This is a genomic window from Streptomyces sp. NPDC088147, assembly GCF_044741565.1.
In the GTDB taxonomy this organism is placed as follows: Bacteria; Actinomycetota; Actinomycetes; order Streptomycetales; family Streptomycetaceae; genus Streptomyces.
This window is the reverse complement of sequence record NZ_JBIUSY010000003.1, coordinates 173,584-193,928: the sequence shown is the minus strand read 5'-3', so window position 1 is coordinate 193,928 and position 20,345 is coordinate 173,584. Positions and strand designations below refer to the sequence as shown.

21 protein-coding genes, 1 tRNA gene and 2 pseudogenes are annotated in these 20,345 nt (G+C 67.0%); 16 read left to right on the top strand and 8 right to left on the bottom strand.

The genetic code is table 11. The features are described 5' to 3' along the window. Nucleotides 1-623 precede the first annotated feature (623 nt). Together ACIOGX_RS11690 and ACIOGX_RS11685 are read left to right on the top strand one after the other, a co-directional pair. Nucleotides 624-1,076, top strand: coding sequence for a hypothetical protein (locus ACIOGX_RS11690; RefSeq protein WP_401912305.1), 453 nt, complete (start codon nucleotides 624-626; stop codon nucleotides 1,074-1,076). 40 nt (nucleotides 1,077-1,116) lie between these two features. Next, on the top strand, nucleotides 1,117-2,625 hold the full coding sequence (locus ACIOGX_RS11685) for a hypothetical protein (RefSeq protein ID WP_401912303.1): 1,509 nt from the start codon (nucleotides 1,117-1,119) through the stop codon (nucleotides 2,623-2,625). 55 nt (nucleotides 2,626-2,680) lie between these two features. On the opposite strand, the gene ACIOGX_RS11680 is transcribed toward ACIOGX_RS11685, so the two are convergent. From ACIOGX_RS11680 to ACIOGX_RS11670, 3 genes are all read right to left on the bottom strand, one after another. After that, nucleotides 2,681-3,094: a hypothetical protein gene (locus ACIOGX_RS11680; RefSeq protein ID WP_401912301.1), complete on the bottom strand. Its 414-nt coding sequence runs from the start codon at nucleotides 3,092-3,094 to the stop codon at nucleotides 2,681-2,683. Between the two features lie 661 nt (nucleotides 3,095-3,755). Beyond that, the gene (locus tag ACIOGX_RS11675; RefSeq protein ID WP_401912299.1) at nucleotides 3,756-4,265 is read right to left on the bottom strand and encodes a GNAT family N-acetyltransferase; all 510 of its coding nucleotides are present in this window, start codon (nucleotides 4,263-4,265) and stop codon (nucleotides 3,756-3,758) included. 22 nt (nucleotides 4,266-4,287) lie between these two features. After that, nucleotides 4,288-5,061: a GntR family transcriptional regulator gene (locus ACIOGX_RS11670; RefSeq protein WP_401912297.1), complete on the bottom strand. Its 774-nt coding sequence runs from the start codon at nucleotides 5,059-5,061 to the stop codon at nucleotides 4,288-4,290. 143 nt (nucleotides 5,062-5,204) lie between these two features. Between ACIOGX_RS11670 and ACIOGX_RS11665 the strand changes: the two genes are divergently transcribed. From ACIOGX_RS11665 to xerC, 12 genes and pseudogenes are all read left to right on the top strand, one after another. Continuing rightward, nucleotides 5,205-5,537 (top strand): hypothetical protein, encoded by a 333-nt coding sequence (locus ACIOGX_RS11665; RefSeq protein WP_007452857.1) that lies wholly within the window; start codon nucleotides 5,205-5,207, stop codon nucleotides 5,535-5,537. A gap of 2 nt (nucleotides 5,538-5,539) precedes the next feature. Continuing rightward, nucleotides 5,540-6,900: pseudogene (locus tag ACIOGX_RS11660) on the top strand (FtsK/SpoIIIE domain-containing protein). Between the two features lie 87 nt (nucleotides 6,901-6,987). Then, nucleotides 6,988-7,176: a hypothetical protein gene (locus ACIOGX_RS11655; protein WP_401912295.1), complete on the top strand. Its 189-nt coding sequence runs from the start codon at nucleotides 6,988-6,990 to the stop codon at nucleotides 7,174-7,176. A gap of 80 nt (nucleotides 7,177-7,256) precedes the next feature. Then, nucleotides 7,257-8,072 (top strand): hypothetical protein, encoded by an 816-nt coding sequence (locus tag ACIOGX_RS11650; protein WP_401912292.1) that lies wholly within the window; start codon nucleotides 7,257-7,259, stop codon nucleotides 8,070-8,072. 21 nt (nucleotides 8,073-8,093) lie between these two features. After that, complete coding sequence (locus tag ACIOGX_RS11645) at nucleotides 8,094-8,780, top strand: DUF2637 domain-containing protein (protein WP_401912289.1); 687 nt, start codon at nucleotides 8,094-8,096, stop codon at nucleotides 8,778-8,780. A 20-nt stretch (nucleotides 8,781-8,800) separates the two neighbouring features. Next, on the top strand, nucleotides 8,801-8,989 hold the full coding sequence (locus tag ACIOGX_RS11640; RefSeq protein WP_401912287.1) for a mobile element transfer protein: 189 nt from the start codon (nucleotides 8,801-8,803) through the stop codon (nucleotides 8,987-8,989). A 15-nt stretch (nucleotides 8,990-9,004) separates the two neighbouring features. Then, nucleotides 9,005-9,337 (top strand): SpdD protein, encoded by a 333-nt coding sequence (locus ACIOGX_RS11635; RefSeq protein WP_401912284.1) that lies wholly within the window; start codon nucleotides 9,005-9,007, stop codon nucleotides 9,335-9,337. 93 nt (nucleotides 9,338-9,430) lie between these two features. Further along, on the top strand, nucleotides 9,431-9,613 hold the full coding sequence (locus ACIOGX_RS11630) for a hypothetical protein (protein WP_401912282.1): 183 nt from the start codon (nucleotides 9,431-9,433) through the stop codon (nucleotides 9,611-9,613). Between the two features lie 5 nt (nucleotides 9,614-9,618). Next, nucleotides 9,619-9,813 carry a hypothetical protein gene (locus tag ACIOGX_RS11625; protein WP_401912279.1) on the top strand — a complete coding sequence of 65 codons (195 nt, stop codon included), beginning with the start codon at nucleotides 9,619-9,621 and terminating at the stop codon, nucleotides 9,811-9,813. 2 nt (nucleotides 9,814-9,815) lie between these two features. Then, nucleotides 9,816-11,216 (top strand): replication initiator protein RepSA, encoded by a 1,401-nt coding sequence (repSA, locus tag ACIOGX_RS11620; protein WP_401912276.1) that lies wholly within the window; start codon nucleotides 9,816-9,818, stop codon nucleotides 11,214-11,216. Beyond that, nucleotides 11,210-11,431 (top strand): helix-turn-helix domain-containing protein, encoded by a 222-nt coding sequence (locus tag ACIOGX_RS11615; protein ID WP_042496582.1) that lies wholly within the window; start codon nucleotides 11,210-11,212, stop codon nucleotides 11,429-11,431. The genes repSA and ACIOGX_RS11615 overlap by 7 nt, the downstream gene beginning before the upstream one ends. After that, nucleotides 11,428-12,598: pseudogene (gene xerC, locus ACIOGX_RS11610) on the top strand (tyrosine recombinase XerC). Before ACIOGX_RS11615 ends, xerC begins: the two are co-directional and overlap by 4 nt. A gap of 84 nt (nucleotides 12,599-12,682) precedes the next feature. On the opposite strand, the gene ACIOGX_RS11605 reads toward xerC, so the two are convergent. Continuing rightward, nucleotides 12,683-12,756 (bottom strand) — tRNA-Pro (locus ACIOGX_RS11605). Between the two features lie 108 nt (nucleotides 12,757-12,864). Next, nucleotides 12,865-13,803, bottom strand: coding sequence for a metallophosphoesterase (locus ACIOGX_RS11600; RefSeq protein ID WP_356515328.1), 939 nt, complete (start codon nucleotides 13,801-13,803; stop codon nucleotides 12,865-12,867). A 77-nt stretch (nucleotides 13,804-13,880) separates the two neighbouring features. Between ACIOGX_RS11600 and ACIOGX_RS11595 the strand changes: the two genes are divergently transcribed. Beyond that, nucleotides 13,881-14,345, top strand: coding sequence for a GatB/YqeY domain-containing protein (locus tag ACIOGX_RS11595; RefSeq protein WP_401912272.1), 465 nt, complete (start codon nucleotides 13,881-13,883; stop codon nucleotides 14,343-14,345). A 172-nt stretch (nucleotides 14,346-14,517) separates the two neighbouring features. On the opposite strand, the gene ACIOGX_RS11590 is transcribed toward ACIOGX_RS11595, so the two are convergent. After that, a complete protein-coding gene (locus tag ACIOGX_RS11590; protein WP_356515332.1) occupies nucleotides 14,518-16,842 on the bottom strand; it encodes a transglycosylase domain-containing protein in 2,325 nt (774 codons plus the stop codon). Between the two features lie 397 nt (nucleotides 16,843-17,239). On the opposite strand from ACIOGX_RS11590, the gene ACIOGX_RS11585 reads away from it, so the two are divergent. Beyond that, nucleotides 17,240-17,584 carry a WhiB family transcriptional regulator gene (locus ACIOGX_RS11585; protein ID WP_030353248.1) on the top strand — a complete coding sequence of 115 codons (345 nt, stop codon included), beginning with the start codon at nucleotides 17,240-17,242 and terminating at the stop codon, nucleotides 17,582-17,584. A gap of 347 nt (nucleotides 17,585-17,931) precedes the next feature. Here ACIOGX_RS11585 and ACIOGX_RS11580 read toward each other — a convergent pair whose 3' ends face one another. Then, complete coding sequence (locus tag ACIOGX_RS11580; protein ID WP_401912269.1) at nucleotides 17,932-19,311, bottom strand: ArsA family ATPase; 1,380 nt, start codon at nucleotides 19,309-19,311, stop codon at nucleotides 17,932-17,934. Next, entirely contained in the window at nucleotides 19,308-20,273 is a 966-nt protein-coding gene (locus ACIOGX_RS11575; protein ID WP_384768626.1) for an ArsA family ATPase, read from the bottom strand. Before ACIOGX_RS11575 ends, ACIOGX_RS11580 begins: the two co-directional genes overlap by 4 nt. Nucleotides 20,274-20,345: the final 72 nt, after the last annotated feature.

Below are 20,345 nucleotides of genomic sequence, written 5' to 3'. Positions count from 1 at the left end.
AGCCCAGGCCCCAGTTGCTTCGGGACGAAGAGGTCGTGGGTTCAAATCCCGCCACCCCGACAGCTGAAACACCAGGTCAGGGGCCTGATCCGCATCGCGGATCGGGCCCCTGCATCGTTTGTGAGGTCGTCTTGGGGACCGCTGGGGAGTCGACGACGGGAAGCGGCTCCGTCGACCGAAGTGGCGCCCCCCTGCGCTGATAGTCCGCAGACGTCCCGGCTTGTTCGCCGTTGTCCGTGGGCGTTGTCACGCAGTTAGACACTCACCTGGCATGGCTCCCGGTGCGCGGGATTGGCGCGCCTCAACCCAGCCCCATGAGCAGTTCGTCAACCCACGTCGGCGGGGCCGACGCGCAGTTCATCAGCGTCGGCCTTTGGTGCACACGACTCCGGAGGGCTGTTGTGGGCTATGCGCCTGTGCTGGCCAAGCCATCACGACGGCGCTTGGCGGCAAGCCCACTCCATAAGTGATCCATGGTCGCCCCATACGAGGTCCCCATGTTCCGATTCTGACGGATGAGAGCTCTCCCTTGCCTAAGCCGCTTCTACCAGCGGGGTTTGACATGCCATCATCGCGCTGAGAAGCTGACGTCTCTTCAAGAGAGCAGCAAGCAAGGGGGAGATGTGGCAAGGGATCTCGCAGATGGGTACGCTCATGAGTGCGCCATCCGGGACACCTACGCACGACGGCTCGAGGACTTCCGGCCACAGGAGCGCCTGATCCGGACGGAGTTGACGTATCAGGCGGTCGGCCTTCGTGTTGATATGAAGACCGTTGATACGGACAATGTTCTGCGAGTCTGGGAATTCAAAATTCAGGCTGACTACAACGGGTTGGGGCAAGTGCTCACCTATCTGGCCATGGAGCGTAAGAGCTCACCTGGCCGACAAGTTCGCGCTGTTCTCGCCGCCTTCGAATTCGCCGATTCGATCGTTGAGACTAACGAGACCCTCAATCTCGGCATTGAAATGATCACGTTGCCGTCCATGCTGCGTCGAGCTGGAAGCGTGCCATCACAGGTCGTAAATGCCGACAGCATCCCCTTTATTCCGCTCGCGGCTGAACCTGCGGAATGACGAAACTCCCGGCCCGTCGAAAACGAAAAGGGTGCCACTCATGAGCTTTCCGATGATCCCGTCCACTACCCTCATCCAGGACAGCGAGATCCCCGAAGACGCAAAGTTCTTCGACCTCAAGATCGTTCGTTTCCAGAGCGACAAGACTGCTCAGGAAGCGTTCCTCGGCAGCAAGTATGAGTTCCAACATGAGATCGGGCGGCGCCATGCAATCCCGGGTGTAATCCTCGCCCTCAAAGGGGCCTCGCCCAACTATCGAATCACCGCTACGCTACATCCTACGCTTCGGCAATTCACCGAAATCGTCAGGTATAACCCGGCGAACCCTCCAGGTGATGACTATGACGAAATCGGCATGCGCGAGGCGCATCAGCAAACGCAATCAGATTTCAAAGGAGCGAAGAAGGACAACCTGACGCACTTCAGGAACTACAACATCGAGGCCATCCGAGGGGAACGTGTCGCCTATCTTCCGACGGTAAGTGGATGGCAGTCGAGTTCCGTCTTCGGCCAGACGATCTTCGTCGCGTACGATGAGAGTAATGAGATGGCTCTCTACGGGACGCTCTACTTGCCTAAATCTCCCGTAATGCAGTCTGACGGGCAAACGCAGACGGCAGCACTTTTTCAGGCTGCGGGGACAGGTTTGGCAATTAAGGCAGGCGCGCTCGACACCTTCGGCACCACCCTTGAGATTGAACTCAACGTCGACGAACTCAAGGCGGGCCAGAGCTTCGCTGATCGAAACGGACGCGGGTCGAAGAAGAATAAGAACCTCGTCGCTCGCCTCGACAACTCCTCTGCGCTCGCCATCATCAGGGAGAAGGCTGTTAAGGGAACCATCTTTGATGGCCGCCTTGCAGATGGTCGGACTGGGGGAACCTCAGAGACAGCCACCAAATTCATTGTCGACCTCTCGACCATGGATCAGATGCTTCTAAACGTAATTTGCAAAGGTGGTAAGAAGCCGGAGCAAATTAAGCATCACCACGTCGACCGTTTTGTGCCGTACTGTCGAGATTTTCTCACGCTGCTAGGCGATACCTTCGGCGCTCAATGGGCAGATCCCACTCCGAAGCATCACGAGCCCTACCGACGCCTATACATCCATGGATGGGCATTCGCACAGAAGGCGATCGCGCTCGCATATCACGAAGTCATGCGTCATGAACTAGAACCGCTGGGTGCCGGCCTGGGTCTTTCCAGCGATCACTCCACACCAACTGAATTGATCGAGGCGGACCGAAAGCTGGTCGAGGATGCGAAGGGCAACCCTCCAACTCCTGCACTGTCTCTCGCGGAACTCAAGACGCGGCTTTCGTCCATTGACTGGACCAGGTATCGCAAGCATTGGATCGAGGTAACCGGGCACAAACTAGATAAGGACGGAAAGAAGAAGGCAAGGGAGATCAAGGACGGAACAGAGGGCGGGAAGAAGACGATCGTCGAGGGTCAGGCTCAGAATACGGCTGCAACGATCGGCTTCGTTCTGAACAAGGTCATCTCCGACACCTGGGAGGATCTCTGCTCGGACGTCGATGCTAAGTAGAGCCGACCCTGCCTGAACTGGTGCCCCTCGATTCGGGTCGAGGGGCACTTTTGGCTTAATGCGTGTCTGAGATCTGGTGAGGTTGGGGAAGATGTGCAGGGATGGGAATTTCGGCAGTCAGTACTCTCGCCAGTGTTTCAGCTGCTTGGCGCGGATCGGTGCTAGAGGGGAGGATTATGGGCAAATCTTCGTTACCGTCACCGAGGATGTGAGCCAACTCCCAACGTTTTGGCGTCAGGTACACCCAAAGTTCTCGGGGGTCGCCATCAGGTCCGTCTTCCCACTCCTCCTCGAGAACAGCGGACCAGTTAAAGTGAATTTCTACGGTTGGCTCTGGTATACCTTCCGCGGGGTCTTCGTGATGATAGTCAATGTGATTAACGGCGTTGTGGACCTTAGGGTTTAGTTCTTTCATCGCTTCGAGAGTAGCGCTCTCAATGCCGAGAAGTTCCTCGATGGTGTAAGGCACTGCAACTCCCACTTTTTCATGATGTTTTGGATCGAGGAGGAAAGGTTTCTAGGCTTCCATCCCCTTCCATCCCTCCCCGTGACGCCCTGGAGGGGGCAATTATTGCACTAGGAAGTCTTTCCGTGAACGTGGGCTGACCTGCTGTCAGCCGATTGCTCAGGGGGTGTGGCTTGCTGGGGTCGGTGGTACCTCAAGGCGTGGGCATCGGCACATCTGCCCACCACTCCCCCCAACTCCCATCCCGTCCGCCTTCGACCCACACTCCGTGGAGCGGTCGTGGTTCAGGGCGTCAAGGTGGAGCGCGCCACTGTACGAACGACCTTGACGCCCTGGGCCGCGGCTGCTCGGCTTTGCCTGGGTCGAAGGTGGTCGGGATGGGAGTCCCCGACGCTCGCCCCGCTCCGGCCGGCACTCGCGAACGGTGCCCCGTCCATCCCGGAGTCTGAGCGCCCCCGCCGGAGGCATCCTCGTGAAGCCGCGGGCTTGGTTCTCGTCTCATGCCCCCGGGCCTATCCAGTTGTGGGCGCGCGTCGGCGGCGGCAGCGCCGAGCGGGCCGAAGGCAGGAGCGCGGGCGCAGCCAGAGCCGGGAAGCGCGCCCGGCGGAGCGGAGCGCAGCCGGGTGCCTTGATGAGGTAGAGAAACCTGTAACAGCTCTCGTCGTCAGGCAGGTGCCACGAAGCAGACGGCGTCGACTTGCTTGCCTCCGAAGGTGTGGACGGCTTCACCGATGCGTTGCCAGCCGAGGCGTTCATAGAGGCGGATCGCGGCTGCGTCCTTCGTCAAGACCTCCAGCACCAAGCGCAGGTGCCTGTCTCGGGCGTAGGCCGTAGCGGCTTCCATGAGGAGTTTGCCGACGGACGCCTTACGTGCTTCGCGCGCCACGAAGAGTCGGGCTAGGACTCCGATGTGGGAGTCGTCGTCACCGCTATCTTCCTTCCAGAGTCGGGCTACCTCTTCTCCCGGCTGCGGGCTGTTGATAGCGATATGCCCCACCACATGCCCATCGAGTTCCGCGACCCATGCCGCCAGAAGTCCTTCTGGAGATAGCCAGGCTTCTGGGTCCTTCACCCCTTCGACTGGGTACCCGTCAGATTCGTGTACGGCGGTGAGGACGGTCGCCGCTTCCGTGAGGTCACCTGTCTCACGCGGGCGAACTGTGGCCGTTGACATGCGTTTCCCCCTCCACTGCGGTCTATTCGACCGGTAGTTCGTAGAGCAGTCCTGTTTGGTCGGCTCGGTGTACGTATCTGGAGACCTCGAACGGCTGGGAGTCCTGATCAAGGCTGGTGTGGAGCACCTCCAGAACCGGCACGCCTGGCAGCAATTGGAGAAACTGGGCTTCCTCTGGCGTCGGCATCCGTGCGCTGATCTCGTCACGGACCCGCGTCATGACGTGCCCTAGGTCCTCAAGCCGTCCGTAGATTCCGTCCTTGCCGGTTTTCGGCTGCATGAGCAGGGTGCCCTGCACCTCGTCCCACCGGAGGTAGGTCGAGACGATCTGAACGGGTTCGTCGTCGGCGAAGTAGTGGTTTTCCCGGTGTACGACGCTCTGTTCGCCCGAGGGCACACCGAGGCGTTCGGCCACGTCAAGCGGCGGCGTCTCGCGCTCGATGTACAGCACATCGATCCTGGGCACCTTGCCTTGGCGCTGTGCTTCTAGCCGGAATGGAGTTAGCCCGGTCTCCCGGTTCTTGATCGAGTACCGATCACTCTCGAACCTGAACAGCTTCTGCGGTTCGCGTACGAACACCCCCCGCCCGTGCTTGGCAGTCACGAGACCTTGCTCCGCAAGCAGTCGCACCGCCTCGCGCGCGGTGTTCCGAGCCGCCCCGTACTCCTCGGCCAAAGCGCGCTCTGAAGGCAACTTCTCACCGGCTGGGAGCTCCCCGTCGCGGATCCGCCGGCGTAGTTCTTCCGCGATGCGCCTGCTTGCTGGCTGCTGAGTAGGGGGCTTGGACGAGGTCATACCGACAGCGTAGCAACTGGCTCAAGCCAGAAGCTTGACGGCGCCTCGCATTGCGTGCTCAACTGGCTTAAGCCAGCGAGTGGCTCAAGCCAGTTGGGGCTGGCGCTTCTCGTGCTGCCCCCCCCGCGATGAGGGAGACGCTCATGCCGTCCTTCAAGATCGATGTTTCGACCGCTGTCGTGTTCGTGGCGACGCCTCCGACGCCGAAGCTCGTGAGTAAGCAGACCGGTGAGATCGCGATCGACCGGGAGACCGGTGCCCCGCTCGCGACGGTGGGGCTGCTGGTCGCGGACGAGGGTGAGGGCAACCTGTACCAGGTGACCGTGCCGAATACGGGTGTCCCGGAGAACCTGGCCCCCGGTACCCCGGTCACGGTCGTCGGCCTCAAGGCCCGCGACTGGGAGAACACGTTCAACGGGCAGACCCGGCACGGGATCAGCTTCCGCGCGGTCGCTGTGACCCCGCTGGGGGCCTGATCATGTCGGACCTGTCCACGGTGATCGAGGTGGCGGGGGCCTTATCGGCCGCCGGTGGCCTCGGTTACGCCAAGGCCCGCTCTCCTCGGGTGTTCTGGTCGCTGGTCGGAGCCCCGGTCGCCCGGGTCCGGTTCTCGGTGACGTATCGGGCGACGATGGATGTGTGCGGGCTGACGGTCCAGCCGTCCCGCCTGCGGGCGTTCATGGTCCGCAACGTGGCCCGCCGCCAGGACGTTCACCCCGTTCCCCCACAGGTCCGCCGAGTCCGCTACTCCACCACCGGCATGCGAGCGACGCTGCGCCTTCCCGCCGGTCTGGAGCCTGCCGACGTGTCCGCCGCCTCCGAACGGCTCCGCCACGCCTGGGGCGTCCACTCCGTCCACGTGGTCGAGGTCAAGCCGGGGTTCGTGGAGCTCCGGATGACGGGCTACGACGTGCTACGCCGCGTGAAGATGCCCCGCCGCCTCCATCGCAACATCACCGCTGGCCCGCTGGCCCGCTGGTCGTGCCGGTGGCCTTGCGGGAGGACGGTACGGCGTTCGTCCGGGACTACCAGCAGGTCCCGCACGCCCTGACGGTCGGTGCGAACCAGTCGGGCAAGTCGATGTATCAGCGCAACCTCATCTCCGGCCTGGCGAAACTCCCGGTCGGCCTGGTCGGCATCGACTGCAAGCGCGGGGTGGAACAGCGCGGCTACGCACCCCGCCTCTCCGCCCTCGCCATCACCCCGGACGAGGCCGACGGCCTGCTGGAAGCCCTCGTTGGCGAGATGGAAGACCGGTTCGACCTCCTCAGCTCCCACGGTGTTCCGGATCTGTGGGGTCTGCCCGCGAAAGTGCGGCCGGTGCCGCTGGTCGTCCTGGTCGACGAAGTCGCTGAGCTGTTCCTCGTCGCTGTGAAGAAGGATGAGGAGCGGCGGGACCGGATGGTGATGCGGATGATCCGGCTCGCGCAGATGGCCCGCGCGGTCGGGATCTTCCTGGAGGTCTGTGGGCAGCGTTTCGGATCCGACCTCGGCAAGGGAGCCACCGCCTTGCGGGCTCAGCTCACCGGGCGTGTGGTGCACCGGGTCAACGACAAGCAGACCGCCGAAATGGCCCTCGGGGACATCGCCCCCGAAGCGGTCTTCGCCGCCACCACCATCCCGCCGGACCGTCCCGGTATTGCGGTGGCCGGGGACTCCTCTGGCGGCTGGTCCCGCATCCGCACCCCCGCCATGACCCCCGCCCAAGCCGTGGCCGTCTGCCACGAGTACGCGCACCTCACCCCGCACCTTGCCGCTCTGGCACCCTTCCGGCCGGCCGTTTCCGCCGCCCCGGCCCCGGGCTCCCCGCTCCTCAAGCCCCGCCCGGCAACCAGCTAACACCCCATCCCGCAAGACCAGTTGGCGTGACTGTCTCGCGCCAGGTCCCTACCCCGCCCATGCCCGGAACCGGAAGGAACCAACGCCATGGCCACCCGACGGACCACCACCAAGCCCCCGAAGAACACCCCGCCCGCCCCGGTTGTCTGCTCGCCGTGTGACGGGTCCGGGATGGTCGCCGCCACGGTCCGCGTCGGACGCAAGCGCCGCCCGGTCGGCCAGCAGGACGGCATCTGCCTCAACTGCCTCGGCTCCGGCCTCGCCCCCACCGACTGACCATTCCCCGTCGCTCCGGTGCCGGGCGGTGAGCCTTCGTCTCCTGCCCGGCCCCGGCCAAGCCTCTGAGAGGTCCTGCTGTGCGCTTCTACCTGACCACCCACAAACGCCACTGGATCAAGCTCACCGACAAGCCGCTGTTCCTGAAGTCCGAGCACTTCACCAGCGCCGCCAATCTCTACCCCGCGCTCGGCCCCTACGCGGTCGACTCCGGCGGCTTCTCGGAGCTCCAGCGCCACGGCGCGTGGACCCGCACCCCCCGCCAGTACGTGGACGACCTGCGGCGCATCTGGGAGTGCGTCGGCCCCTACGACTGGGCCGCCGGACAGGACTGGATGTGCGAAGAACTCATCATCCACGGTGGCCAAGCCGGACCCCTCACCTTCGCCGGTACCGGCCTCAGCGTTGCCGAACACCAGCAGCGCACCGTGAACAACTTCCTCGAACTGCGCTCCCTGGCACCCGATCTGCGGATCATCCCGACGCTTCAGGGAAGCACGGTGCCGGAGTACGAGCAGTGCCGGGAGCTCTACGAACGCGCCGGGGTCAACCTGGCCGCTGAGCCCACGGTGGGGCTGGGGTCGGTGTGCCGGTTGCAGTCCACCACCCAAGGCGCCGCCATCGTCACCGCCATGGCCGCCCACGGGCTCCGGCTGCACGGCTTCGGCTTCAAAACTCTCGGCCTGAACCGGGTGGGCCATCTGCTGGCCTCCGCCGACTCCGCCGCCTGGAGCCTCCACGCCCGCCACCGGCCCCCGATGCCCGGCCACACCCACAAGAACTGCGCGAACTGCTTCCCCTACGCCATGAACTGGCGCACCCGCGTCCTGAACACCACCACACCCCCCACGGCCATACCCACGGCCCCGGCTACGGCCCAACTCTCCCTGTTCTGAGTAGAAAGGAGGTGACTCCTCGTGTCCCGTATCCGCATCGACGCGGTACTCATCCAGGCCGTCATCGCCGGGGCCCTGTCTTTCGCCCACCTGCATGATCTGGCCGCAGCCGCCGGGCAGGACGGCTGGAAAGCCTGGGCCTACCCCGTCAGCGTCGATCTGCTCCTCGTCGCCGCCTGGCGCCGCATGCGCACCACCGCGGACAACCGCGCCGCCTGGGCCTGGTTCATCATCGCGCTGGCCGCCTCACTGGGCGCGAACGTCGCCACCGCCGGACTCCTCGACCTCAACGACGTCCCGGCCTGGCTACGCATCCTCGTCGCCGGATGGCCCGCCCTCGCCTTCCTCGGCGGCACCCTCCTTGTCCACAGCCCCACCACCGCACCCGAGGCCGATCCCGAGCCCCTTCCAGTGCCCGCACCGCCGGTTGCCCGAGCATCTGAACCCGCCGCGGACGTGACGGTGGAACGGGCTCCCGAACCGGCTCCCGAACTGCCGCCCGCGCCCGCTCCTGAGGAAGCCACGGCTTCTCCGGCTCCGGTGTCCGCTCCGGCCGCGGCCGTTCCTCCGGCCCTTCTGGATCACGCCCGGAAGCTCGCCGACACCCACCAGGCCACCACCGGCAGCCGGATCGACTCCGCCACCCTGCGCGCCCGCCTCGGCGTCCCCGCCCCCCTCGCCGACGCCATCACCGCCCAACTCGTCTAACAAACAAGGAGGTTCATGCCATGCCGCGTCCGAACCGCTTCACGAACGTGGTCCGCTTCGGCCCCGTTCAGGTCGGCACCTACTACGACGGCCGGGGCCGGACCAAGCACGTCGCCGCCTGCACCGCACCCCGCTGCGACTTCTCCGCCGATTACCACGGCCGCTCCGCCGCCGAACTCGCCGCCCGCACCCACCGCTGCAACCCCTGACAGGAGGCCCCGCCCGTGTTCACCCCGAAGATCCCGCCCCCCGACACCGCCCCCACCCCGGGCGCGTCCCTCGTCCCGCCGCTCACCGGCCTGATGCATCCTCCGGCCTGCACCTGCCACAACGCCCCGACCGTCCCGGCCCCGGTTCCGGCTGCTCCGCCCGCCCGTCCGGCCGTTCAGTTCACCCCGGGCTCGCTCCTCGTCGCCGCCGCGGGCGGGACCGCCATGGTCCTGATCATCGGGACGGTCCTGGTCTCGATGCTCCTCGCGACCGCGATCACCGCCGCCTCGGTCGCCGTGTGCGCCGTGGTCCTGCGCTCGCTGCTCAACCGCCCGAACAACCGCTAACCGGCCCCCGGGGCGGCCTCAACCGCCAAGTTTCCGCCGCCCCGGGTGTCCAACCCACTCCAGATCCAACGGACCCGAAAGGGAGCTCCCATCATGCCCCAGCACACCCCGCCGCGGCCGATCTGCGGCCACTGCGACGGCTTCCCCACCGTCACCATCACCACCGGCCAGACCACCCCCGACGGGCAGCGCCAGACCATCACCGCCCACTGCCCCGCCTGCCGCGGAACCGGTCACACCACCCCCGCCCGCGCCCACAGCCGGATCGGGGCCTGAGCGCCATGGCCGACCTGACCCCCACCCCGGACCGCCCCGGTCTCCACGTCAGCAAGCCGTCCCCGAACGCCCCGGCCACCGGATCGGCCGTCTGCCACTGCGGCGCCAAGGCCACCGCCACGGGCGACAGCCAGGTCAAGGCCCTGGTCGAGGGCTACACCGCCAACCACGGTCCCGCGCACGGCAGGGCGGGGCGCTGACCATGAACACCGCTGCGACCGCGGCGGGCCTGGACCCGGCCACCCTGGGCGACCTGCTCAGGGTGGCCGGGTCTCCCGGCTTCGACCGCCTCACCGAACAACTCCGCCGCACCGGAGGCTGCTCCCAGCCCATCCACCTCACCGGCGCCACCAAGACCATTGACCGGGCGACCGGCACGGTCCTGCACCACTACTCGACCGACGCCGAGCCCGGGGGCCGGTTACGGATCGCCTGCGGCAACCGCCGCGCCACCCGCTGCCCCGCCTGCGCCTGGACCTACGCAGGCGACACCTACCACCTCATCCGCGCCGGACTTACCGGCGACCCCGACAAAGGCACCCCGACCACGATCCGGGACCACCCCCGGGTCTTCGCCACCCTGACGGCCCCCTCCTTCGGGCCCGTCCACAACCGACCTGGCAACCGGCCCTGCCGCTGCGGTACCCGACACCCCGAGGACGCGCCGGAACTTGGTACGCCGCTGGACCCGGACACCTACGACTACGCGGGGGCGGTGCTGTGGAACAACCACGCATCGGACCTCTGGCGCTACTTCACGATCTACCTCCGCCGCGAGATCGCCAAGCGAGCGGGACTCACCCAGAAAGCCGCCCGCGAACAATCCAAAGTCTCCTTCGGGAAGGTTGCGGAGTACCAGAAGCGCGGGGCCGTGCACTTCCACGCGGTCATCCGCTTCGACGGACCCGAAGGACCGAACACCCCGCCACCGGCCTGGGCCACGCGGGAGCTCCTGGACGACGCGATCCGCGCCGCCGCCGCCCGGGCCGAAGTGATTGTGCCGGCCAACCCGGAAGCCGGAATCCATGAGGGGTGGACGCTGCGGTGGGGCACGCAACTCGATGTGCAGCCCATCGGCGCGTTCGGCAAGGGCGAAGACCTCACCGAACAGGCCGTGGCCTCCTACGTCGCCAAGTACGCCACGAAGGCAGCTGAGACGACCGGGACCGTGGACCACCGTGTCGGCAACAAGGAAGCTCTGGTGCTGCTTGACGTGCCGGAGCACCCCCGGCGGCTGATCGAGGCGTGCTTGGACCTGCACCACGCCTACCCGGAACGCAAGCTCCGCGACTGGGCCCACATGCTCGGCTTCCGCGGCCACTTCTCCACCAAGTCCCGCGCCTACTCCACCACCCTCAGCGCACTCCGCCAGGTCCGCGCCGACTATCGAGCCGCCGAACAACGCGCCGCACTCGGCCTCCCCGACCCCGACGACCACCCCGAGGCCACCACGCTCACGCTCGCGCACTGGGCCTATGCCGGAAACGGCCACACCCCCGGCGAATCCTGGCTCGCCGCCAACATCCACCGCGACATCCAACACAACCGCGAAGCCGCCCGCGAACACCGCGCCGAACTGCTGAGCGATGAGGAGGAATGGTGACCGTACTCGACATTGGAGGACCGGCGATCCCTCCGGCCCTGTACCGCGTTCCCGATGCTGTGAGGGTGCTGGGGCTGAGCCGAAGCGTCGTCTACGACTTGATCCGTGCTGGTCGTCTCCGGACTGTCAAGGAAGGGCGGACCCGCCTCGTTCCAGCTTCCGCCATCACTGATTACGTTGCGCTCCTGGAGCGGGAAGCTGGGGCTGAGCAGTGACCAAGCGACGCAGTCGCGGTGACGGCGGTCTGCACTGGGACGACAAGAGACAGCGGTGGATCGCCACAGCGAACCTCGGCTTCGACCCGAGCGGCAAGCGGATCGTGAAGCGGGGGAGTGGCAGGACCAAGACCGAGGCGAAAAACAAGCTCAAGGAGGTGCTGCGCGATCACGAAGACGGTCTGGCCATCGCGCCGACCAACTACACCGTGAAGGACGCCGTCACGGACTGGCTCGCCTATGGTCTGGCCGGCCTTGACCCGAGCACCGTCGCGACGACCACGCTCCTCAGTGAGAAGCACGTCATTCCGTCGCTCGGCGCCCGCAAGCTCCGCGATCTCAGTGCGGAGGACGTTGACCGCTGGCTGGCCAAGAAGTCCAGAACGCTCAGCACCCGAACTCTCCAGGGCCTTCACTCCTGCCTGAACCGGGCGGTCAAGCGGGCCATGGCCCGGGACAAGGTCAAGCGGAACGTCGTGGAGCTGTGCTCGGTGCCCCAGGGGCAGTCCGGGCGACCTTCGAAAGCCCTCACCTTCGCCCGGGCGGAGGCCATTCTCCGGGGAGCTGAGGGAACCTCGATGTACGCGTACATCGTCGTCGCCCTCCTGACCGGTGCCCGCACCGAAGAACTGCGGGCCCTCACCTGGGACCACGTCTTCCTCAAGGGACGGCCCGACCTGGTCCCGGCGCAGCCTCCGCACATCGCCGTGTGGCGGTCCGGTCCGGCGGAGCGGCGACACCAAGACCCGCAAGTCCCGGCGCACGCTCGCCCTGCCGTCACGCTGTATCGATGCGCTCTGGCGGCAGTACGAGGATCAGGGGTGGGATCGGCTCGCCGCCGATGACGAGTGGGAGGAGCACGGGCTCGTCTTTTCCTCGGCCGTCGGCAAGCCGCTCGACGCCGCCAACGTCCGCCGCGCCTTCCGCCAGGCGCTCAAGGACGTCGACGGGGTCGACCCAGCCGAGTGGACGCCTCGGGAGCTCCGGCACAGCTTTGTGTCACTGCTCTCCGACCGTGGCGTCCCCCTGGAGGAGATCTCCCGGCTCGTCGGTCACTCGGGGACGGCCGTGACCGAGGAGGTCTACCGGAAGCAGATCAGGCCAGTGATCCAGACGGGCGCCGTCGTCATGGACGGCATCTTCGGCGCGGACCCACGGAAGCCGTAGGCAATAGTCACGCAGATAGACACACAGCAACGCCAGAGGGCCCTTACCGATTCGGTAAGGGCCCTCTGACCTGGTGCTTAGCTGTCGGGGTGGCGGGATTTGAACCCACGACCTCTTCGTCCCGAACGAAGCGCGCTGCCAAGCTGCGCTACACCCCGATGTCGCCCTTGTCGCGGCGACATCGATTACTTTAGCCCACCGCTGGCCGGAGACGAAATCCGGTTTCGGGGGGCGACAGGGGCCGGGAGTGGGGCGGGCCCGGTACGTCAGGGGCGGGAGGTCAGGGTCAGGAGCGTTGCTTCCGGGGGGCAGGCGAAGCGGACCGGGGTGTAGCGGTTCGTGCCGCAGCCCGCCGAGACGTGGAGGTAGGCGGTGTGGCCGCCGGAGCGGTGGGTGGAGAGGCCCTTCACGCGGTCCGTGTCGAGGTCGCAGTTGGTGACCAGCGCTCCGTAGAAGGGGATGCAGAGCTGGCCGCCGTGCGTGTGGCCCGCCAGGATCAGGGGGTAGCCGTCGGCGGTGAAGGAGTCCAGGGAGCGCAGGTAGGGGGCGTGCACCACGCCGATCGAGAGGTCGGCGTCCGCCTCGGGGCCGCCCGCGACCCGCTCGTACCTGTCCCGCTTGATGTGCGGGTCGTCGACGCCCGTGAAGGCGATCTCGTGGCCGTCGATCTTCAGCCGGCCCCTGGTGTTGGTCAGGCCCACCCAGCCCGCCGCGTCGAAGGCGTCGCGCATCGGCTCCCACGGGTTGTGCACCGCGTGGACGGCCGGGGCGTTCCCGTTCAGACCGTGGCGGCCCTGGGCCTTCTCGAAGAGGTAGCGGGCCGGATTGCGGAGCTTCGGGCCGTAGTAGTCGTTCGATCCGAAGACATAGACACCCGGGAACTCCATCAGCGGGCCCAGCGCGTCCAGTACCTCCGGTACGCCCTCCGGGTCCGAGAGGTTGTCGCCGGTGTTGACCACGAAATCGGGGCGCAGCCCGGCCAGCGACTGGAGCCAGCGCTGCTTCTTCCGCTGTCCGCTCACCATATGGATGTCGGAGACCTGGAGAACGCGCAGGTCACGCATGCCGCGCGGGAGCACGGGCACCGAGATCCGGCGCAACCGGAACGAACGTGTCTCGATGCCCGCGGCGTAGGCGAGGCCGGCCGCGCCGACTGCCGCGATGCCTGCGGTGATTTTCAGGGGAACCCCGTAGCGTGCGCGCATGTGCCCATCGTCGCAGACGCCGTACGGGCACGAAATCCGCGGGCGGGTACCTCTCGGCACCTGCCACACTTGGCCTCATGACCAGCCTTAAGTCCAAGCTGAAGGAAGACCTCACCGAGGCCATCAGGGCGCGTGACGAGCTCCGCTCCGCCACGCTGCGGCTGACCCTCTCCGCGATCACCAAGGAGGAGGTCTCGGGCACGTCCGCGCGCGAGCTCTCCGACGACGAGGTGCAGAAAGTGATCGCCAAGGAGGCGAAGAAGCGCCGTGAGGCGGCGGAGGCCTTCGCCCAGGGCGGCCGTCCGGAGCAGGCCGAGCGTGAGAAGGCGGAGGGCGTGCTCCTCGACGCGTATCTGCCGAAGCAGCTGACCGACGAGGAGCTGGCCACGATCGTCGCGCAGGCCGTCGAGGAGGCCAAGGGCACCGGAGCCGAGGGCCCGCGCGCCATGGGCGCCGTGATGAAGATCGTGAACCCGAAGGTGGCCGGCCGCGCCGAGGGAGGCCGGGTGGCCGCCCTCGTGAAGCGCTCCCTCGCCGGCTGAACCCTGAACCGTGAACCCGGAACCGTGAACTCGCACCCGCACTCAGTGCACGCAGTTCAACGAGTGAGGGGCGACGAGTGAGGGGCGCTCCATCCCCGGCTGCCGCCGTCGGATGGAGCGCCCCTTCGTCATTCAGCTAACGCATTCGGCTACGGCACTCGGCCACCGCGGCTTACGGGAACCCGTTGCCGCCGTCCTGGCCGCCGTTGTCCCCGCCGTCGCCGCCGTTCTGGCCGCCGTTGCCGTTCCCGCCGTTCCCATTGCCGCCGTTCCCGCCGCCCTGGGACTGGCCGCCGCTGATCAGGTCCGGCAGGCCCGGGAACGGATCGTCACCGTCACTGTCACCGCCGTCGCCCGGCTTGTTGTCACCCCGGCCGCCGTTGCCCTGGCCCTGGTTGTTCCCGCCCGGCCTGTCGGTGTCCCGGCCCTTCGGCGCGTCCGGGATGTCGACCGTCACGAAGCCGGGGGCGGGCTTGCCGTCCAGCGCGCCGGACACCGCGTCCTTCCAGATCGGACCCGGGACCTGACCACCGAAGACCTTGTCGTGGTACTCGCCCCCGATCGTGATGTCCTCCATCTCGACCTGCTGGGACGGGCTGCCGACCCAGACCGCGCCGGACATGTTCGGGGTGTATCCGACGAACCACGCGTTCTTACGGGCGTCCGTCGTACCCGTCTTACCGGCGTTGTCGCGGCTCGTCAGTCCGGCCGCCTCACCCGTACCGGAGTCGACCACGCCCTTCAGCAGGGTGTTGATCGTGTCGGCGGTCTTCTCCGACATGGCCTGGGAACAGCCCGACTCCGGCACCTTCAGGCTCTTGCCCGTCGCCGTCTTGATCGAGTCGATGGCGATGGGCGTGCAGTACGTGCCGCGGTTCGCGAAGGCCGCGTACGCGTTCGCCATCCGCAGCGGCGAGATGCCCTGCGAGCCCAGGGTGAGGGCCGACGGCGACTCCGGAAGCTTCTTGCCGTCGCCCTGGACCACGCCCAGCTTGGCGATCGTCTCCGTCACGGGGCAGAGACCGATTTGCTCTATCATCTGCACGAAATACGTGTTGACGGATTTGGCCATCGCCTCCTTCAGCCCGTACGGCCCGACCTCCGACTCGTTCTCGTTCTCGGCCGTGTCGCCCTCCGTGTTGACCCACGGCTTCCCGCTGCACGTCTGGATCGACGCCGGGTACGGCATCTGGTACGGCGCCGGATACGACTGTGTCGGCGGGACACCGCGCTCGATGGCCGCCGTCGCGAGGAACGGCTTGAAGGTCGAACCGGTCGGGAAGCCGTAGTTCGAGCCGCCCATCCCCTTGTCGACCGAGAAGTTGATCTGGGTTTCGTTCTTCCCGAAGCCGTAGGGCTTGGACTGCCCCATGCCGAGGATCTTGCCGGTGCCCGGCTCGACCAGGGTCACCGCCGCGGCGACCTTGTCGCTCTGGTTGACGTGATCCTTTATCGACGCCTGTACCGAGCTCTGGGCCTTCGGGTCGAGCGTCGTACGGATCGTCAGACCGCCCTGGTTCCAGACCTTGGCCCGCTCCTTGCGGTCCTTGCCGAAGACCGGGTCGGTCAGGAAGACCTCGCGCACGTAGTCACAGAAGAAGCCCGCCCCGGCGACGGCCGTGATGCAGCCGTTCGCGGGACGGCTCACCTTGAGCGTGATCGGGGCGGCCTTGGCGCGGTCGGCCTCCGCCTGGGAGATGTCGCGGACGTCGGCCATCCGCTGCAGCACGATGTTGCGCCGCTTGGTGGCCTCCTCCTCGTCGTTGACCGGGTCGTACCGGCTCGGCGACTGGACGATGCCCGCCAGCATGGCCGCCTCTTCGAGCTTCAGGTCCTTGGCCGGCTTGGAGAAGTAGCGCTGGGCGGCCGCCTCGATGCCGTAGGCCTGCTGCCCGAAGAAGGTGATGTTCAGATAGTTCTCGAGGATCTTCTTCTTGCCCAGCTCCTCCTCGACCTGGATCGCGTACTTCAGCTCCTGGATCTTGCGGCCCAGGGTCTGCTGGGTGGCCTGCGCGACCTTGTCCGGGTCGTCGCCGGCCTCCTCGACGAAGACGTTCTTCACGTACTGCTGGGTCAGCGTCGAGGCGCCCTGGGCGACGCCGCCCGACTGCGCGTTGCGGTTGACCGCGCGCAGCACGCCCTTCAGGTCGATGGCCCCGTGCTCGTAGAAGCGCGAGTCCTCGATCGCGACGATCGCCTTCTGCATGTACGGGGAGATGTCCTTGAGCGGGACGACGGTGCGGTCACGTGAGTAGACCGTGGCGATACGGCCGCCCTGGGAGTCCAGGATCGTGGTCCGCTGACTCAGCGGCGGTGTCTTGAGGTTGGCGGGGATCTCGTCGAATCCCTCGACCGTCCCCTTGGCGGCGAGTCCCAGCGCCCCGAAGGCCGGCAGGGCGATTCCCGCGAGCACCGCTCCCGCGAGCACGCTGACACCGAGGAACTTGGCGGCCTGCTGGGTCCCGGTCAGACCCCCGCCCGAGCGCTTCTTTGGCATGAGGGCAGCCTACGTTCTCAATCGCCGGACACGCGTCAAGGCTCTGGCCTAAGCTGTCCCCAACTGTCACAGCAGTGCGGTTGCGTATCAAGCACCCGGCGTGAACTTTCCGTGAACCCGAAACACGCAATATTGACGCCCGAATCCTCCGCGCCTGGCATGAGATGACCGTTGTGACCCAAGTGAAATACCCGACTTTGTCGGATGTGCCGGTTATGCCCTCGGGTCACTCCCCTGGGTGATCTGCCGCGTACGCATAGTCCGTTCGGGCCATTCAAGATTGGGCCCGAAGGGGGTGTTGCGCTGTGCCCACCTTCCGTAACGTCCTCAACTGGCAACGGTGAATATGCCGCTGCCGCCGTGGGGGAGCCTCGATTCGGGAGAGGACGGCGCCAGCATGGGCTGGGTAACCGACTGGAGTGCGCAGGCAGCTTGCCGCACTACCGATCCAGATGAACTGTTCGTGCAGGGTGCGGCGCAGAACAGGGCCAAGGCGGTGTGCACCGGATGCCCGGTGCGGACCGAATGCCTGGCCGACGCGCTGGACAATCGCGTCGAATTCGGCGTGTGGGGCGGGATGACCGAGCGGGAGCGCCGTGCACTGCTGCGCAGGCGGCCGACCGTCACCTCGTGGCGCCGGCTGCTCGAGACCGCGCGCACGGAGTACGAGCGCAGCGCGGGCCTCCTGCCTGTGGGCTTGGAGGATGACGAGACGTACGAGACGTACGCGGCCGTGGGGTAACCGGGCCGTGGGGTAACCGGTGGGGGAGCCGGTAGCAAAGCCGCTGGGGAGCCGGTAGCGAAACCGCCGGGGAAGCCGGTGGGGTAATGGGTGGGGAAGCCGGTGGGGTAATCGCTCTCGGTCCTGCCGAGGGCGCCATGACTCGGCGCTGAGGCGGGCAGCGCTTCGGGCGTGTCACATCGACCGCGGTGTTGCCGGGCACGGTGTGCCGAACGCGCTGTGCCGGACACGGCGCGCCCAGCACGGTGCGTGTGTCGAGCACGGTGCGCCGGCCCTGGTGCGTCGAGCCTGGCGTGTCGAGTTTGGCGCGTCGAGCTTGGTGCGTCGCCATGGCGTGCCGGGCCATGTCAGCGCGTCGTGCCACCCGCCGCGAGGCGCTCCGCGATGGCCCTGAGCCCGGCAAGGTCGTGAACGTCGCCGGGCAGGGCGGGGACCTCCGCCACCGCCACCTCGGGGTGCAGCGCGGTGAAGCGGTCGCGCGTGCGCTCCTCACGCGCGAGCACCTGCATCCGTTCGGCGTGCAGCCGCAGCAAACCCGCCGTCAGCTGTTCCACAGTTGTGACAGACGCGACCGATTCGGGTACGGCCGGGGCGGCGGGCATAGCGGATACGTCGGATACATCGGATTCGTCAGACGCGTGCGGTGATGCGGGTACGACGGATTCAGCGGCTACGACAGGTACGGCGGCTTCGAAGGGCTCGTGCGTCTCGGAGGCTTCGGGAGAAGAGCCTTCCGAGGCTGCACTGCCACGACTCTGAGCATTCCCGGCCCCCTGATCCACAATGCCGCCGTCTTCAAGATTTTCCGCCGCGGCCCGCGCCCGCTCCGCCGACAGCCGCGCGGCGCCGCTGCCGTGGACACGGTTGAGCACCAGCCCGGCCAGAGGCATCTCCTCGGCCGCCAGCCGCTCCACGAAGTACGCCGCCTCCCGCAAGGCGTCCCGCTCCGGCGCCGCGACCACCAGAAACGCCGTACCCGGCGCCTGAAGCAGCCGGTACGTCGCGTCCGCGCGCGTACGGAACCCGCCGAACATCGTGTCCATCGCGGTGATGAAGGTCTGTACGTCACGCAGGAATTGGCCGCCGAGCAGCTTTCCCAGCGTGCCCGTCATCATCGACATACCGACATTCAGGAACTTCATCCCCGCCCGGCCGCCCATCTTGGCCGGGGTCATCAGCAGCCTGATGAACTTCCCGTCGAGAAAGGAACCGAGCCGCTTCGGCGCGTCCAGGAAGTCCAGCGCGGAGCGCGACGGCGGCGTGTCGACGATGATCAGGTCCCACTCGTCGCGGGACCGCAGCTGACCCAGCTTCTCCATCGCCATGTACTCCTGCGTGCCCGCGAAGCCGGCCGACAGGGACTGGTAGAAGGGGTTCTCCAGAATGGCGCGGGCCCGGTCCGGGTCCGCGTGCGCCTCGACGATCTCGTCGAAGGTCCGCTTCATGTCGAGCATCATGGCGTGCAGTTCGCCGGGGCCCTGGACGCCCTTCACCCGCCGGGGCGTGTTGTCGAGCGAGTCGATCCCCATCGACTGGGCCAGCCGGCGCGCGGGATCGATGGTCAGGACGACCACTTTCCGGCCGCGCTCGGCCGCCCGTACGCCGAGAGCCGCCGCGGTCGTCGTCTTGCCGACGCCGCCCGAGCCGCAGCACACCACGATGCGGGTGGCCGGGTCGTCGAGCAGCGGATCGATGTCGAGTGGGGCAGCCGCAGAGTCCAGGGTCATGCGAAGACCTCCCCGAGTTGCCGTAGCTCCCCCGCCAGCCGGTACAGACCGGCGAGATCCATTCCCTCGCCGACCAGGGGGAGTTCGTACGTGGGCAGCCCCAGCCTGGTGAGGACGGCCCGCTGCTCGCGCTCCAGCTCCACGCGCTGCGCGTGCTCCGCGGCCTGGTCGAGCAGTGGCCCGACGAGCTTCGTGGGCGCGGGCACACCGGCGGCCGCGAGCGCCTTCGCGACCTCCTTGCGGCGATCACCGGCCGCGGCGCGTACGGCGGCCTCGTCCAGGAGATGCGGCCGGACCATGTTCACGATCACCTTGCCGACCCGCAGCTCCGCGCTCCGCAACTCGGCGATGCCGTCCGCGGTCTCCTGGACCGGCATCTCCTCCAGCAGCGTCACCAGATGCACGGCCGTCTCGGGCGACTTCAGGACCCGCATCACGGCCTGCGCCTGATTGTGTATCGGGCCGATCTTCGCCAGCCCGGCCACCTCGTCGTTCACATTGAGGAAGCGGGTGATGCGGCCGGTGGGCGGGGCGTCCATCACGACGTAGTCGTAGACGAAACGTCCCCTCTTGTCGCGCCTGCGCACCGCCTCGCACGCCTTGCCGGTCAGCAGTACGTCCCTGACCCCCGGCGCGATCGTCGTCGCGAAGTCGATCGCACCGATCTTCTTGAGCGCCCGGCCCGCGCTGCCGAGCTTGTAGAACATCTGGAGATAGTCGAGAAGCGCGCGCTCGGCGTCGATGGCCAGCGCGAACACCTCGCCGCCGCCCGAGGCGACGGCGATCTTCCGCTCCTCGTATGGAAGGGCCTCTGTCTCGAAGAGCTGTGCGATGCCCTGCCTGCCCTCGACCTCGACGAGGAGCGTGCGCTTCCCCTCGGTGGCGAGGGCGAGCGCGAGGGCGGCGGCGACCGTCGTCTTACCGGTACCGCCCTTGCCGCTGACGACCTGGAGCCTGCTCACGTATTCGAGCCTAACCAGTCGGGCCGCAGGCTACGCACGAGGCCGCCACGCGGTACGACTACAGTCGCCTCC

What these genes read in the sequence shown, in the direction of transcription:
- ACIOGX_RS11580 (WP_401912269.1), bottom strand. Translation starts at nt 19,311, where the DNA reads ATGACCCTGGACTCTGCGGCTGCCCCACTCGACATCGATCCGCTGCTC.
- ACIOGX_RS11585 (WP_030353248.1), top strand. Translation starts at nt 17,240, where the DNA reads ATGGGCTGGGTAACCGACTGGAGTGCGCAGGCAGCTTGCCGCACTACC.
- ACIOGX_RS11625 (WP_401912279.1), top strand. Translation starts at nt 9,619, where the DNA reads ATGGCCGACCTGACCCCCACCCCGGACCGCCCCGGTCTCCACGTCAGC.
- ACIOGX_RS11670 (WP_401912297.1), bottom strand. Translation starts at nt 5,061, where the DNA reads ATGACCTCGTCCAAGCCCCCTACTCAGCAGCCAGCAAGCAGGCGCATC.
- ACIOGX_RS11665 (WP_007452857.1), top strand. Translation starts at nt 5,205, where the DNA reads ATGCCGTCCTTCAAGATCGATGTTTCGACCGCTGTCGTGTTCGTGGCG.
- ACIOGX_RS11655 (WP_401912295.1), top strand. Translation starts at nt 6,988, where the DNA reads ATGGCCACCCGACGGACCACCACCAAGCCCCCGAAGAACACCCCGCCC.
- ACIOGX_RS11630 (WP_401912282.1), top strand. Translation starts at nt 9,431, where the DNA reads ATGCCCCAGCACACCCCGCCGCGGCCGATCTGCGGCCACTGCGACGGC.
- ACIOGX_RS11590 (WP_356515332.1), bottom strand. Translation starts at nt 16,842, where the DNA reads ATGCCAAAGAAGCGCTCGGGCGGGGGTCTGACCGGGACCCAGCAGGCC.
- ACIOGX_RS11595 (WP_401912272.1), top strand. Translation starts at nt 13,881, where the DNA reads ATGACCAGCCTTAAGTCCAAGCTGAAGGAAGACCTCACCGAGGCCATC.
- ACIOGX_RS11615 (WP_042496582.1), top strand. Translation starts at nt 11,210, where the DNA reads ATGGTGACCGTACTCGACATTGGAGGACCGGCGATCCCTCCGGCCCTG.
- ACIOGX_RS11640 (WP_401912287.1), top strand. Translation starts at nt 8,801, where the DNA reads ATGCCGCGTCCGAACCGCTTCACGAACGTGGTCCGCTTCGGCCCCGTT.
- repSA (WP_401912276.1), top strand. Translation starts at nt 9,816, where the DNA reads ATGAACACCGCTGCGACCGCGGCGGGCCTGGACCCGGCCACCCTGGGC.
- ACIOGX_RS11675 (WP_401912299.1), bottom strand. Translation starts at nt 4,265, where the DNA reads ATGTCAACGGCCACAGTTCGCCCGCGTGAGACAGGTGACCTCACGGAA.
- ACIOGX_RS11685 (WP_401912303.1), top strand. Translation starts at nt 1,117, where the DNA reads ATGAGCTTTCCGATGATCCCGTCCACTACCCTCATCCAGGACAGCGAG.
- ACIOGX_RS11600 (WP_356515328.1), bottom strand. Translation starts at nt 13,803, where the DNA reads ATGCGCGCACGCTACGGGGTTCCCCTGAAAATCACCGCAGGCATCGCG.